The organism is Streptomyces sp. WAC05374 (assembly GCF_004353505.1).
Classification (GTDB): Bacteria; Actinomycetota; Actinomycetes; order Streptomycetales; family Streptomycetaceae; genus Streptomyces.
On sequence record NZ_SMNQ01000004.1, the window covers coordinates 326690 to 341334 of the forward strand.

At 74.8% G+C, this 14645-nt stretch carries 11 protein-coding genes; 6 read left to right on the forward strand and 5 right to left on the reverse strand.

All coding sequences use genetic code 11. The features are described from left to right. Positions 1-173 precede the first annotated feature (173 nt). Positions 174-737 (forward strand): hemerythrin domain-containing protein, encoded by a 564-nt coding sequence (locus tag E2B92_RS11905; RefSeq protein ID WP_126888580.1) that lies wholly within the window; start codon positions 174-176, stop codon positions 735-737. A gap of 39 nt (positions 738-776) precedes the next feature. Here the strand turns inward: E2B92_RS11905 and E2B92_RS11910 are convergent, their stop codons facing one another. The 4 genes from E2B92_RS11910 to E2B92_RS11925 all read right to left on the reverse strand — a co-directional run bounded on the left by E2B92_RS11910 (position 777) and on the right by E2B92_RS11925 (position 7894). Then, entirely contained in the window at positions 777-1508 is a 732-nt protein-coding gene (locus E2B92_RS11910) for a class I SAM-dependent methyltransferase (RefSeq protein ID WP_126888579.1), read from the reverse strand. Positions 1509-1643: 135 nt separating this feature from the next. Beyond that, positions 1644-4097: an ATP-binding SpoIIE family protein phosphatase gene (locus E2B92_RS11915; protein WP_133087504.1), complete on the reverse strand. Its 2454-nt coding sequence runs from the start codon at positions 4095-4097 to the stop codon at positions 1644-1646. Positions 4098-4231: 134 nt separating this feature from the next. Beyond that, on the reverse strand, positions 4232-7099 hold the full coding sequence (locus tag E2B92_RS11920; protein ID WP_133087505.1) for an MFS transporter: 2868 nt from the start codon (positions 7097-7099) through the stop codon (positions 4232-4234). Between the two features lie 351 nt (positions 7100-7450). Next, positions 7451-7894, reverse strand: coding sequence for an SRPBCC family protein (locus tag E2B92_RS11925; protein WP_126889397.1), 444 nt, complete (start codon positions 7892-7894; stop codon positions 7451-7453). A 144-nt stretch (positions 7895-8038) separates the two neighbouring features. Between E2B92_RS11925 and E2B92_RS11930 the strand changes: the two genes are divergently transcribed. The 4 genes from E2B92_RS11930 (at position 8039) to E2B92_RS11945 (ending at position 11755) form a co-directional block, all read left to right on the forward strand. Next, positions 8039-9085: an Rv2578c family radical SAM protein gene (locus tag E2B92_RS11930; RefSeq protein WP_126889396.1), complete on the forward strand. Its 1047-nt coding sequence runs from the start codon at positions 8039-8041 to the stop codon at positions 9083-9085. Between the two features lie 110 nt (positions 9086-9195). Beyond that, complete coding sequence (locus E2B92_RS11935) at positions 9196-10779, forward strand: alpha/beta hydrolase (RefSeq protein WP_126889395.1); 1584 nt, start codon at positions 9196-9198, stop codon at positions 10777-10779. A 38-nt stretch (positions 10780-10817) separates the two neighbouring features. Then, a complete protein-coding gene (locus E2B92_RS11940) occupies positions 10818-11231 on the forward strand; it encodes a RidA family protein (RefSeq protein WP_126889394.1) in 414 nt (137 codons plus the stop codon). Further along, positions 11228-11755: a GNAT family N-acetyltransferase gene (locus tag E2B92_RS11945; protein ID WP_312846111.1), complete on the forward strand. Its 528-nt coding sequence runs from the start codon at positions 11228-11230 to the stop codon at positions 11753-11755. Before E2B92_RS11940 ends, E2B92_RS11945 begins: the two co-directional genes overlap by 4 nt. 163 nt (positions 11756-11918) lie before the next feature. On the opposite strand, the gene E2B92_RS11950 is transcribed toward E2B92_RS11945, so the two are convergent. Continuing rightward, the gene (locus tag E2B92_RS11950; RefSeq protein WP_126884269.1) at positions 11919-12518 is read right to left on the reverse strand and encodes an adenylosuccinate lyase; all 600 of its coding nucleotides are present in this window, start codon (positions 12516-12518) and stop codon (positions 11919-11921) included. 329 nt (positions 12519-12847) lie between these two features. Between E2B92_RS11950 and E2B92_RS11955 the strand changes: the two genes are divergently transcribed. Continuing rightward, positions 12848-14632, forward strand: coding sequence for a 3-hydroxyacyl-CoA dehydrogenase family protein (locus tag E2B92_RS11955; RefSeq protein WP_126884270.1), 1785 nt, complete (start codon positions 12848-12850; stop codon positions 14630-14632). Positions 14633-14645: the final 13 nt, after the last annotated feature.

A 14645-nucleotide genomic window follows, 5' to 3' on the forward strand; every position in this document is an offset into this window, starting at 1 on the left:
ATGCGGGAGGGGGCGGATTGGACCGAAACGGTACCGCCGGAATTCCGGGGAGGAAATGACGCACCTCACGTGGCACGACACGCTGAGCCCGTGGCAATACGCGGGGGACGGGCGCGGCGGCGTTTCATGGGGAATCCGGCGATTCGGCGAGACCCGCGCGAAGGAGCGACGGCATGGCACACGGTGGAGACGTCATCACGGAATTGACCAATGACCATGAGGAGGTGGAGGAGCTCTTCACCACCATCGAGGAACTGCCGCCCGGCGACGACCGGCGCAAGGAGTACGCCGACCAGGTCACCATGGAGCTGGTCCGCCACTCCGTCGCGGAGGAGGCCTACCTGTACCCGGCGGTGCGCGAGCACGTGCCCGGCGGTGAGGCCCTGGCCGAGAAGGAGCTGGCCGATCACGCGGCCGCCGAGCGCCTCATGAAGGAGCTGGAGGGGTGCGACGCGGGACACCCGCAATTCGACGTCCTGGTGAACCGGCTGATGACGGAGATCCGGTCGCACATCACGGACGAGGAGAACAACCTCTTCCCGCGCCTGCTGGACGCCTGCTCCCCCGACATGCTCGACGACCTCGGCGACAAGGTGCGGCAGGCCAAGCGGACGGCTCCGACCCGGCCCCATCCCGCCGCCCCGGACAAGCCCCCGGCGAACAAGCTCCTCGCCCCCGGCGTCGGCATGGTCGACCGCCTGCGCGACGCGATGACGGGCCGCGGCACGACCTCCTGAGGCCGGCGGGCCCCGCCCCGGCCACTCGTGGGCGGGCGGTCAGGCGTCGCGGCCCGCCACCAGCCAGAGCGAGGGCAGGTCGACGCGCGTGCCGTCCGGGGCGTGCTCCGTCGTCGCCAGGGGCATCGCGCCGGAGGCCAGGACGCCCAGACCGGCCGTGCGGAAGTACTCCGGTATGTCGGCGTCCACCACCCCGGCCGGGGCGATGCCGTGCCGCAGCACGGGCTCGAGCTTCGGGGGCGGACCGGCGGGACTCCCGGCCAGGCCGCGCAGGGCCGTTCCGGCGGCCTCGGCCAGCTCCACGACGAACGCCCGACCCCGCTCCCCCACCAGGGCCGCTATGGCATCGGCCAGGGCCTGCCGGTCCCGGGGCTCGGCCTGGTGCAGCACGCCCCGCATGTAGACGTTGGCGTCGCCCAGCTCGGCGTGCAGGTCCCGCACGGCCGCCGTGTCCACGGCGTCGAGCACCCGGAACCGGGCGGCGGCGCCGGCCCGGCCGTCCCTCCGGCGGGCGTGCCCGATCGCCGCGGCCGCCACGTCGACGCCCACCACGCGCGCGTACCGCCCGGCCAGGAACAGTGTCTGGGTGCCGTTGCCGCAGCCGAGGTCGACCAGTGGCAGGCCGGGTGCCGTCAGATGGGGCGCGAAGAGCTCCAGGTGGCGGCCGGCGGTCAGCGACGGGGCGGCGTCCCAGATGACGGCCCCCTCCTCAGGGGGCGCTTCCTCCCAGAAGGCCTCCCAGGCGTCCCGGTAGCGTCGGGTCACACTCATGGCGTGGTCCTCTCCCTCGGCGATGGATCACCCTCACGGCCCGCCGCTCTCCTCGGCAACGGGTCGCGCTCCCCACCCGGCCCGGTCGCACTCCCCACCCGGCCCGGTCGCGCTCCCCACCCGGCCCGGTCGCGGTCACGGCCCGGCCTTCTCCCCCGGCAGTGGCAGTTCGAACCACACGGACGTCCCCCGGCCCGCCCGGCTCACGCCCCACTCGCCCGCCAGGGCGCTCACCACGCGCAGTCCCCGCCCGTACTCGTCGGCGGGCATCGGCTCGAGCAGCGTGGGCAGGGTGTGCCCGTCGTCGGTGACCTCGCACAGGAGCGCGTCCGCCCGGACCAGGCGCACCTCGATCCGGCGTGCGCCGTCCGCGTGCCGTACGGCGTTGGTGACGAGTTCGCTGACGAGCAGCCGCGCGGTCTCCGCGTGCTCGTCCAGTCCCCATCCGGCCAGCCGTTCCCGGACCAGCCGGCGTGCCCGTCCGACTTCCGCAGGGCGCGGGGCCAGCTCCCAGCGGGCGACGTCCTCGGCGGCGATGCCGTTCAGCCGCGCCATCAGCAGGGCCACGTCGTCCCTGCCCCCGCCCCGGGCCCCCAGGGCCTTGATGATGGCGTCGCAGGCGTCGTCCATGGAGGCGGCGGGGTGGGCGGCCGACTCGCACAGGGCGGCGAGGCCCGCGCCGAGGTCCTCGCCGCGCACCTCGACCAGCCCGTCGGTGCACATCACCAGCCGGTCGCCGGGCGCGACCGGCACGCGCACGGTCTCGAACGGCACCCCTCCGACGCCGATCGGGGCTCCCGTCGGCAGGTCGAGGACGTCGCCGCACCCGTCCTCCGCGCGGATGATCACCGGCGGCACATGGCCGGCGTTCGCCATCAGCAGCTCACCGGCGACGGGGTCGTACACGGCGTACAGGCAGGTGGCCAGGTAGTGCTCGCCGAGCCGCTGTGCCAGGTCGTCGAGGTTGCGCAGCAGTTGGGCGGGCGGCAGGTCGAGCCCGGCCATGGTCTGGACGGCCGTCCGCAACTGGCCCATCATGGCGGCCGAGTTCAGGCCGTGCCCCATGACGTCGCCGACGACGAGGGCGGTCCGGGAGCCGGGGAGCTTGACGGCGTCGAACCAGTCGCCGCCGACGCGGCCCAGCAGGGTGCCGGGCAGGTAGCGCGTGGCGGTGTCGCAGCCCGCCAGGCGCGGGGTGACCTGGGGCAGCATCGAGTCCTGGAGCAGCTCGGCGACGCTCTCCTGGTACGCGTACATGCGGGCGTTGTCGAGGACGAGCCCGGCCCGGGCGGCGAGTTCCGCGCCCGTCACGCGGTCCATGTCGTTGAACACGGCCCGGCCGGGGTGGCGCAGCAGGATCATGAACCCCAGCACCACGTCCCGGGCCTTGAGGGGGACGACCAGCATGGACCGCCCGATGACCAGCGGACGGATGTCGCGTTTGTCGAACTGCGAGGCGATGGCGGTACCCGCCTCCTCGCCGATCGTCGGTACGAGGACGGGCTCGCCGGTCGTCATGCACTGGAAGAACGGGGTGTGGGCGGGGACCTGCATGGGCTCGCCGACCGGTACGACGTCGTCCCACCGGCCGGGCGGGTCGACGTGCTCGACGGCGACCCGGTGCCACCAGGTGGTCGCGTCCGGGGTGCCGTCGGGGAAGCCCTCGCCCGCGACGACCTGCTCCCGCAGGTAGGTGCCGGCGAAGTCGGCGAAGCGGGGCACGACGGCCTCGCTGACCTCCTGGACCGTACGGGGAAGGTCCAGGGAGGAGCCGATGCGGCCGCTGACCTCGTTGAGGAACTCCAGCCGCTCGCGCACGGCGGCGTGCTCGATGTCCCGGTCCGGCGAGCTGCCCGTACCGGCGTCCGCGCCGTCCCGGGGCGCCTCCGCGCCTGCCGCACCGGTGTCCTGGGCGTCGCCACGCGCGCGTGCGGCCCGCTCCGCGCGACGCGGCACGCCCCAGTCGGGGGTGACGGGTACGCGGGCGTGGTGGCTGAATTCCAGGACCGGATAGCCCAGTTCGAGAACCTGGGAGACGATCCGGGCGGACTGGCGGACGCTCATGTTCGGCAGGATCTCGGGGAGCCGGCGGGCCAGTTCGTCGGAGCCGGGGAAGTCGGTGTGCAGGGCGAAGCCGGGTGCGATGCGCTCGAAGCGTTCCTGTCCGGCCGTGTCGGCGTGCAGCCGTGCCGCGTCCGCCGCCAGGACGAGCAGCCGTTCGGGGCCGGGGCCGACGAGCGGGTAGGCCCACCACAGGACGTCGGTGCGCTCCGGTCCGTGCCGGGAGATCCGGGCCCGGCCGGCCGCGGGGTACGAGGTGAGCCCGCCGACGGAGTCGTCCAGGGCCGGTCCCGGGCCGTCGTCCGTGTCGAACGGACGGTCCTGTTCCAGGGCGCCGGAGACGGGGAGGATTTCCGTGGCGGGCTCCCCCAGCGCGGTCTCCTTGGTGTGGCCGAACAGTCCGCGCGCGCCGGTCGACCAGTGCGACACGAGGCCGTCGCCGTCCACGACGACCACGGCAAGCGGAATCCTGCCGACTGCGCCTGCCGCGTCCGTCGCGGCCCTCGGCCGCGGAACGCCACTGTCCATGGTTGGAAGGCTCCTTCCCCGTGCGCCGCGGATGTCCCCCGCGCGCTGCGGACCCCCCGGCCGTGTTCCACCGTACGGCGCGTGCGCCGTTGTGCGCCGGGCATCGAGGGAACTGGCCCGGCGCCGACGCGGCGTCAGTCCTCGTGCCCCAGGCGCAGGTCGCGCTCGGTGCGCCCGCCGCCCGCCATGTGCAGCACGGTGGCGACCGGCGGGTAGCCGGCCGCGATCACGGTGTACTGGCCGGACGAGAGGTCCAGGAAGCGGAATGTGCCGTCGGGGCCCGTGGTGAGTGTGTCGACGACGTTCCCGGCGGCGTCGAGCAGCGTCACGCGCGCGTCCTCCACGGGCCGCCCGCCGGGCGCCCGTACCGTGCCGCGCAGCACGGCCCCGCCGGCGAGTTCGACGTCCTGCCGGGTCTCGCGGGCCGCCTGGACGCTCACCGGCAGGGCGACGGGCCGGAACGCGGGGGCGCTCGCCGCCAGCGTGTACTCGCCCGCCACGAGCGCGGTGAGGACGTACGCGCCGTCGCGTCCGGTGCGGGTGCTGGCGACGACCTCGCCGCGTACGTCGGTGAGGGTGACCGTGGCGTCGCGCACCGGCGTCCCGTCGGCGGTGCGGACGGTTCCGGCGAGCCGGCCGGCGCCGCCGAGGACCACGTCGATCTCGACCGGCCGGTCACCGACGGTGACGGGCACGGCCTGGGGCTGGTGGCCCCCGGCCGCCGCGATCATCACGTAGGAGCCCGTGCCCGGCACGCTGAGCGCGTAGCGACCGTCCTCGCCGGTGGCGCCGCGTCCGACCTGCTGTCCGTGCACGTCGATGAGGGTGAGGGCGGCGCGCGGCACACACGTCCCGTCGTGGTGCTGGACGGTGCCGCAGACCGGCACGCCCGCGTGGGGCGCCGGCTCGGTGCGGGGCGCGGGCAGGGCGGCGGTGGAGGCGTTCTGGGTCACCAGCGGTTTCTCCTTGAGGAAGAAGGCGATGAGCAGGCCGAGGCCGAGGACCGGCACCAGGTGGAGGAAGGTCCGCGGCATCGTCTCCGCGTAGGCCCCGAGGTACGCGTCGCGGAGGGCGGGCGGCACGGCCCGGACGGCGTGGGGGGCGTCCCACCACGGGCCGGGCAGGCCGGTGCCGGCGGGGAGCCGGTCGGCGAGGGCGAGGTCGAGGCGGTGGGCGGCGTGGGCGCCGAGGGCGGCGGCTCCGGCGCAGCAGCCGATCCAGCGGACGAGGGTGTGGGCGCCGGTGACGGTGCCGAGGGCGGCGGGTGGCGCGGCGTTCTGGACGGCGAGGACGAGGGCGGGAAGGACGAGGCCGATACCGGCGCCCAGGACGGCCTGCCAGACGCTGTGCGTGAGGCGCGGGGTGTCCGGTTCGAGCCGGGACAGCAGCCACATGCCGACGACCGAGACGGCGCCGCCCAGGACGGGGTGGACCGTGTAGCGGCCGGTCCGGCTGATGACGTGTCCGGACAGGAGGGAGGCACAGACGATGCCGCCCGCCAGGGGCAGGGTCAGCAGGGCGGCTTCGGCGGTGTCCGCGCCACCGGTCAGCCGGAAGTAGAAGGGCAGGCAGCCGGCGACCCCGAAGAGGGCGACACCGGTGAGGGTGCCGACGAGTCCGCCGACCACGAAGGTGGGGTCGCGCAGGAGGGGGAGCGGGAGGATCGGTTCCGGCGCGTAGTTCTCCACGACGACGAACAGCAGCAGGCTGCCCGCCGCGCCGCAGGCGAGCCCCAGCACGACCCGGGAGTCCCACGGGTGGTCCCTGCCGCCCCAACTGACCAGCAGCACCAGGAAGGTGGAGGCGGCGGCGAGCAGGAGGGCACCGAGGACGTCCAGGCGGCCCCGGGCGGTGGGCCGGAGCGGCGGGAGCGCCGTGCCGGCGAGGAGCAGGGCGACCAGGCCCAGGCAGGCGGCGGACCAGAAGCACCAGCGCCAGGACACCTGCTCGGTGACGAGCCCGCCGACCGACGGACCGGCCAGTACGGCGAGCCCGAGAACGGCGCCGGTCAGGCCCAGGAACCGGCCGCGCCGGCGGGCCGGGACGAGGTCCGCGGCGATGGCGTGCGCGCCGGCCAGCAGGCCGCCCGCACCGGCGCCCTGGAGGGCCCGGCAGGCGATGAGCTGGTCCATGGTGCGCGACCAGCCCGCCAGGGCCGAGCCGGCGACGAAGACGACCAGGGCGTACCGGAACAGGCGCCTGCGCCCGTGGAGGTCGCCGAGCTTGGCGTGGACGGGCAGGGTGACCAGGGCGGCGAGCAGGTAGGCGGTGGCCACCCCCAGGGCCCTTCCCGGCGCGGTGTCCGGGCCCGGCAGGTCGCTGCGGATCGCCGGGAGGGCGGTGAGGGTGACGAGCTGTTGCAGCAGGGCCGGCAGCAGGGCGAGTACGAGGCCGAGGAAGGCGACGCGCACGCGGCGCGGCGCGAGGGGCTCGGCCACCGGGCCGGGCGCGCCCGCGCCGGGGGCCCCGCCGTCCGGGGCGGCCGGCTCATCGGACCGGTTCGTGCTGCCTGTTCCCCGCCCCGGGGCCTCCGGTGCGGCGGTGCGGGTTTCCGGTGGCGCGGTCTCGGTGGCCGTCTCCCAGGGTGCCGTCCCGGCGCCCCGCCATGGGTCGTCCGGCGGCTCGGTACCGGCGGCGGCCGCGTCCCAGGGCTCCTGATCGCCGGCCGGGGCACCGGCCGGAACCCGGTCGCCACCCGGAACCCGCTCGCCGCCCGGAACCCGGTCCCAGGGCCCCCGGCCGCCCGGCACGTGATCCCACGGCTCGGGAACGAGCCCGGGGACGGGTTCGGCGGGGAGGCCGGGGCCGGGCGTGGCGGGGAGGCCGGAACCGGGGCCGGGCGTGGCGGGGAGGCCGGAACCGGGGCCGGGGGTGGCGGGGAGGCCGGGGCCGGAGGTCGCGGAGAGACCCGGGCCAGGGGCGGCGGGGAGGCCGGAACCCGGGCCGGGGGTGGCCGGGAGGCCGGGGCCGGAACCGGAGACGGCGGGGAAATCCGGTGCCATGGAGGGGGGGTGTGGACCCGGCCCATGGGAGGGGGGCCGGACACCCGGCCCCTGCGCCGCCGGTCCGGACCGGCGGCGGGCGGGCGGTGTGGTGTGGCCGTCGTCCGCCAGCGTGCTCCCACCCACGAACCTGCTCCCCTCGGTCGCGCCTACGCGGCGCGCCATTCTTCGCATTGGGCGCCGAGGGGGAGCAAGCGGGGCATTACGGGGTCACGGGCCCGGTCCGGCGCCGGGCGGAGGGAGTGCCCCGGCGCTCATCAGGCGCTTTCCCGAGGGCTCCCCGCGCGCCGGGCCGTGCGGGCACGCCGGGAAGCCGACGGGAAGACCACCCGAACCGGTGACCAGCGGGTGTTACTTCTCGACCTCGGCGGCGAGCTTGTCGAGCACCTGGTCGTAGATGCGGCCGAGGCCCTTGGGGGCGAAGGTCCGCTCGAAGAAGCCGCCGATGCCGCCCGCGCCGTTCCAGACGGTGGTGACGACGACCTTCGACCGGCCCTCGCCGGCCGGGGTGACGGTCCAGGTGGTGACCATCGAGGAGTTGCGGTCCTTCTCGACGAGGCGGCCGTCGCTGGGCTCGGTCACCTCCAGCAGGCAGTCACGGATGCGCTTGCTGGTGGCCTGGAGCTTCCAGTGGACGAGGGTGCCCTCGCCGTCGCCACCCTCGCGCACCTCGTACTCGCTGAAGTGCTCGGGCAGCATCTTCCCGCGGGTCTCCTTGTAGTCGGCCAGCGCGTCGAACACCGTCTCCGCGTCCGCCGCGATGACCCGTTCCGTCGTGGCCTCGACCTGCGCCATGCCATGTCCTCCAGCACTCGTTCCTAAGGGGAGGCACAAGCCAACCACCTGTGTCGTGGCCGCCCAAATCCGGGACGGCCCGGCGGAGGCGATCATGGGAACAGGTGTTCTATTGTGTGGTCCAGTGCTACCGAGGAGGCGTCCATGCGCTGGGACAACCTGAACGACCGCCCCGCCGCACCCGGGGGCGACACCGCGCTGTTCGGCACGGACGCCGTGACCACGCGTACGTTCGACACCCCGGAGTTCAGCGGGATCACCTTCCACGAGGTGCGCGCGCGTTCGATCCTGAACCGGGTGCCGGGCGCCTCCCGCATGCCGTTCGAGTGGACCGTCAACCCCTACCGCGGCTGCACGCACGCGTGCGTGTACTGCTTCGCCCGCAAGACGCACAGCTATCTGGACCTCGACACCGGCATCGGCTTCGACTCGCAGATCGTGGTGAAGATCAACGCGCCGGAGCTGCTGCGCAAGCAGCTCGCGTCGCCGCGCTGGCAGGGCGCGCACATCGCCATGGGGACGAACGTCGACTGCTACCAGCGCGCCGAGGGCCGCTACCGGCTGATGCCGGGCATCATCTCCGCGCTGCGCGACCACGCGAACCCCTTCTCCATCCTCACCAAGGGCACCCTGCTGCTGCGCGACCTGGACCTGCTGGTCCAGGCCGCCGAGGTGACCGAGGTGGGGATCTCCGTCTCCGTCGGCTTCACGGACCACGAGCTGTGGCGGACCGTCGAGCCCGGCACCCCCGCCCCGGAGCGCCGCCTCGACGTCGTCCGCACGCTGACCGACCACGGGATCGGCTGCGGGGTGCTGATGGCCCCGGTGATCCCGTTCCTCGGCGACCACCCCGACCAGCTCCGCGCCACCGTGCGCGCGATCGCGGCCTCCGGGGCGACGTCGGTGACCCCGCTCGTGCTGCACCTGCGGCCGGGGGCGCGCGAGTGGTTCATGGCGTGGCTGCACCGGCACCACCCGCACCTGGTGCGGCGCTACGAGCGGCTGTACGCGGACGGCGCCTACGCCCCGACGTGGTACCAGCGCCGGATCACCCGTCAGGTGCACGAACTGGCCCACGAGTTCGGCATGGGCCCGGGGCGCAGGGGCGCGAACCGGCGGGGCACGCCGCCGCCCGCGCTCCCGGAGCGGCGGGTCGCGGAGCCCGGGCCCACCCAGCTCACCCTCCTCTGATCGGGTCAAGTCTGCCCGCGCCGTGCCCGTCCGGGCCGGAATGAGGGGACGATCCGCCGAGGGGGCGGTACGCCCTCGCAGCCCATCGTTCCGCTCGCTCGGGAGGCCGTATGCAGAAACGCGCAGGAGTGCTGATCGCCGCCGGGGCGCTGCTGGCGGGCGCGGTCACCGCCGTACCGTCGGCGGCCGAGCCGTCCGCCGGGGAGCCGTCCGCACCGCTCGCGTGGAAGGGGTGCGCCACCAAGCAGTACCCCCGGCTCCAGTGCGCGACCGTGCGGGTGCCGCTGGACCACGACGACCCCGGCGGGCAGCGGATCACCCTGGCCCTGTCCCGCGTCCCGCACACCGCGAAGACCTTCCAGGGACCGCTGCTGGTCAATCCGGGCGGCCCGGGGGCCAGCGGGCGCTCGATGGCCGGGTTCGTGGCGGCCTCGCTGCCGGAGCGGGTCGCGGCGCAGTACGACGTGGTCGGCTTCGACCCGCGGGGCGTGGGCGCGAGCCGGCCCGCGCTGGACTGCAAGCCGGGCTACTTCACGCCCGTGCGGCCCGACTCGGTGCCGCGCGACCAGCGGGACGAGCGGGTGAACCTGGCCAGGGCCGCGTCCTTCGCCCGGGCGTGCGGCGACAAGTACGGCGACCTGCTGCGGCACATGAGCACCGTCAGCACGGCCCGGGACCTCGACCTCGTCCGGCAGGCCCTGGGCGCGGAGCGGATCAGCTACTTCGGGTACTCCTACGGCACGTACCTCGGCACCGTGTACGCCAAGCTGTTCCCGCACCGGGTACGGCGGGCCGTCCTGGACTCCGTGGTCGATCCGCACGCGGTCTGGTACCGCCTCAACCTCGCGCAGGACCGGGCCTTCGACGCCCGGCACAAGGCGTTCATGGCCTGGGTGGCCAAGCACGACCGGACGTACCGGCTGGGCACCGACCCGGCGAAGGTGGAGGCGCGCTGGTACGCGATGCGGGAGGCACTGCGCAAGAAGCCGGCGGGCCGGAAGATCGGCCCGGCCGAGCTGGAGGACACCTACCTGCCGGGCGGGTACTTCAACGGCTTCTGGCCCACGCTCGCGGAGGCCTTCTCGGCGTACGTGAACGACAAGGACCCCGACCCCCTGGTGGCGGCGCACCGGACCCTGTCCTCGCCCGACGCCGCGAGCGACAACAGCTACTCCGTCTACGCGGCCGTCCAGTGCCGGGACGCCCGGTGGCCGCAGGACTGGGGCGTCTGGCACCGGGACAACTGGGACGTGTACGGCAAGGCCCCCTTCTCCACCTGGAACAACGCCTGGTACAACGCGCCCTGCGCCTTCTGGCCCGTGGAGTCGCTGTCGGCACCGGAGCCGGCGAACGACGCGCTGCCGCCGGTGCTGCTGTTCCAGGCGACGGAGGACGCCGCCACGCCGTACGAGGGCGGCGTGGCCGTCCACCGCGAACTGCGCGGCTCCAGCCTGGTCGTCGAGCAGGGCGGCGGGAACCACGCGGTCACGCTGGGCGGCAACGCCTGCCTGGACCGGTACCTCGTGCGCTACCTGGAGACGGGCGCGGTGCCCCGGGGCGGCGGCCGGGGGGCGGCGGACGCGGTGTGCGCGGCGGTGCCCGACCCGCGGCCGGCGAAGGCGGCACGGGACGCGGCTCCGGCGGGCCGGACCGGCGCCGCGGCGCTGCACGGGCTGCTGGGCCACGGGGGCTGACCGGCCGATTGTCAGTGGCGTGCGCGAGGATGAGGCGCATGAGCGATCACCTCACCCATGTGCACGCCCCTGACGGGGTCGCCCCCGGTTCCGGCTACAGCCATGTCGTCTGGGGCAGCGGCCGGTTCATCGCGATATCCGGGCAGTGCGCCTTGGACGCGGACGGCCGGGTGGTGGGCGAGGGAGACCCGGGTGCCCAGGCCCGCCAGGTCTTCGGCAACCTGCGGCGGTGCCTGGCCGCGGCGGGCGCCGGGTTCGACGACGTGGTCAAGCTGACGTACTTCGTCACGGACGTGGCCCACCTGCCGGCGGTACGGGCGGCCCGCGACGAGGTGATCGACACGACCCGTCCGCCGGCCAGCTCGGCGGTCCAGGTGTCGGCACTGTTCCGGCCCGAACTGCTGGTGGAGATCGAGGCGTTCGCGGTCCTCCCCGAGGGGCCCCGGCCGTGACGGACGCCGTCCGGGTGCGGGACATGGTGGTGGCCGACTGCGAGGCCGTCGCCGAGGTCCGGGTGCACGGCTGGCGGTTCGCCTACGAGGGGCTGATACCGGCGTGGTACCTGGCGGCGATGACCGTCGAGGCGGACGCGGAGACCCGCCGCAAGCATTTCGCCCAGGACAGCACCCGTGCGGTCAACCTGGTCGCCGAGCGCGGCGGTTCGGTGGTCGGCTGGGCCTGCTACGGGCCCTGCCGGGACGGGCAGGCCCCGACCGGGGCGGCCGAGCTGTACGCGCTGTACGCACGGCCGGACCAGCTCTCCACGGGCGTGGGGCGGGCGCTGATGGCCGAGGCGGTGAGCCGTGCCACCGCCGAGGGGTACGGGGCGATGCGGTTGTGGGTGCTGAAGGACAACGCCCGTGCCCGGCGCTTCTACGAGAGGGCCGGCTTCGCGCCGGACGGGGCGGAGGAGCCCTGGCACGTGGCGGGGACCACGGTGCCGGAGGTCCGCTGCACCCGCCGCCTCACCCCCTGACCGCTGACCGCCCCGGCGGACCGGCCCCGCCGACGGGACGACGCGGCCCGGCGGCACGCCCCCAGGACCCAGCGCCCCGGCGCCCCGGCGCCGCCGACGGGACCGCGCGGCCCGGCCGCCCCGTGCCCGGCACGCCCCGGGGCCCCGCCCCCGCGCCCGCCCGTCAGGCCGGGGCCGGCAGGCGGCGCAGGGCTTCGGCGGCCGCGGCGGCCAGGCGGGGGTGGGCCAGGGCGGCTTCGAGGACCGGGCGTGCGCGGGGGTCGCCCAGGGCGCCCAGCCCCTCCGCGCAGGCGACGCCCACCCGCCAGTACGGGTCACCGGCCGGGAGGCGGCGCTCCAGGACGGTGATCAGGGCCGGTACGGACTCCGGTGCGCGCAGGCACGCGAGCAGCCGGACCGGCAGCAGGGCGTAGGCGACGCGCAGCTCGTTGGTGGCGAGGGCGGCCGCGGCCCTCGGGGTGCGCGGGTCGCCCAGCCGGGTCAGGGCGTGGGCGGCGGAGACGCAGCGCTCGGGGTCCCGGTGGTTGAGGAGCAGGACCAGTGCCTCGAAGGCGCGCCGGTCACCCGCGAGGCCGAGCCGGAAGGCGGCGAGCTCCCGGGCCCACAGCGGCTGCGCCGGCCCGGTGAGGACGGCGGCCAGCTCGTCGGGGTCCCGGGCGCTGAGCAGCCGCTCGTACGCGGGTGACCCGCCGGCCTCGTCGCGCAGCCGGTGCGCGAGCGACCTGAACTCCTCGTCCGTACCGTCCGTACCGTCGGCGTCCATGGCTGTCAGTATCCAGCGCCACCGCGATCCAGATCACACGTTCCGGCCACTTCCCAGGACTGGCGCGCTCGTTACCCGCCAGTTAATCTCAGGTGAGCGGGTACCCCCCGCACCCCTCACGGCGGCCTGGTGACGCAGCCGCCGCGAGTGCCTTGTCGGTTCGGCACCTTGTACGACGTGACTCCGGGACAGAGTCCGTCGGTCCTCCTCACCGCGACAGCACGCCCTGCGCGCGACGCGCCCGCACCCGTGTACCCGCCTCCCGGACGTACGCCCGTGCATCTGTGCGCGCACCCTCATCAGTCGTCACTCATCCCTGGAGTCCCGTGATGGACACCCCTCTCTCCACCATCGCCGTCGTCGGTCTCGGCACGATGGGCACCGGTATCGCCGAGGTCCTGACCCGGGCCGGCCGTGAGGTCATCGGCATCGACATCAGTGAGGCCGCCGCCGCCCGCGCGATCACGACCCTGGAGGCCGCCACCGCCCGCTCCGTGGCGCGCGAGCGGATCACCGAGGAGGAGCGGCGCGACATCCTCGCCCGCTTCCGCACCTTCTCCGACCTCCAGGCGGCGGCCGACGCCGACCTGGTCATCGAGGTCGTGCCCGAGTCGTACGAGGTCAAGCAGCAGGTCTTCCGGGCGCTGGACGGCATCGTCCGCCCCGGCGCGATCCTCGCCACCGGCACGAACGCCCTGTCCGTGACCCGGCTGGCGGCCGACTCCGCGCACCCGGAGCGCGTGCTCGGCCTGCACTTCTTCAACCCCGCGCCGGCGATGAAGCTCGTCGAGGTGGTCTCCTCGGTGCTGACCGCCCCGCAGGCCGTCGCCGCCGTCACCGACCTGGCCCACCAGCTCGGCAAGGAGCCCGTCGCGGTGGGCGACCGGCCCGGATTCGTGGCGGACGGGCTGCTCTTCGGCTACCTGAACCAGGCCGCGGCGATGTACGAGGCCAAGTACGCCTCCCGCGAGGACATCGACGCCGCCATGAAGCTGGGCTGCGGCCTGCCGATGGGGCCGCTGGCCCTGCTGGACCTGATCGGCATCGACACCGCCCGTACCGTGCTCGACGCCATGTACGCCGAGTCCCACGACCGGCTGCACGCGCCCGCGCCGATCCTGAAGCAGCTCAGCGAGGCCGGTCTGACCGGCCGCAAGTCGGGGCGTGGCTTCTACACGTACGAGGCGCCGGGCAGCGGCGTGGTGGTGCGCGACGCGCTGACCCCGCTGGACGCGGCCGGTACGGGCGCGGCGGCCCGCGAGGTCCGCTCGGTGGGCGTCGCCGGGTCCGGCACCATGGCGAGCGGCATCGCGGAGGTGTTCGCCAAGGCCGGTTACGACGTGGTGCTCGCGGCCCGTTCCCTGGAGAAGGCGGAGACGGCCGCGGCGCGGATCGCCAAGTCCCTGGCCCGCTCCGTCGACAAGGGGCGGATGACGGCCGAGGCGCGGGACGAGACCCTGGCCCGCATCACCCCGGCCGGCTCGCTGGACGCCTTCGCCGAGGTCGATCTGGCGGTCGAGGCGGTCGCCGAGGACCTGGAGATCAAGCAGCAGCTCTTCGCGACCCTGGACAAGGTCTGCAAGCCGGGCGCGGTGCTGGCCACCACGACCTCCTCCCTGCCCGTCGTCGCCTGCGCCCGCGCCACCTCGCGCCCGCAGGACGTGATCGGGATGCACTTCTTCAACCCGGCCCCGGCCATGAAGCTGGTCGAGGTGGTGCGTACGGTCCTGACCGGCGACGACGTCCACGCCACCGTCCGCGAGGTCACGGCCAGGATCCGCAAGCACCCGGTGGACTGCGGCGACCGTGCCGGTTTCATCGTGAACGCGCTGCTCTTCCCGTACCTGAACAACGCGATCAAGATGGTCGAGCAGCACTACGCCTCGCTCGACGACATCGACGCCGCGATGAAGCTCGGCGGCGGGTACCCGATGGGACCCTTCGAGCTGCTGGACGTGGTCGGGCTGGACGTGTCGCTGGCCATCGAGCGGGTCCTGCACCGCGAGTTCCGCGATCCGGGGCTGGCCCCGGCGCCGCTCCTGGAGCACCTGGTGGCGGCGGGCTGCCTCGGGCGCAAGACGGGGCGCGGCTTCCGCGAATATGCCCGGCGCTGAGCCGTACGGGGAG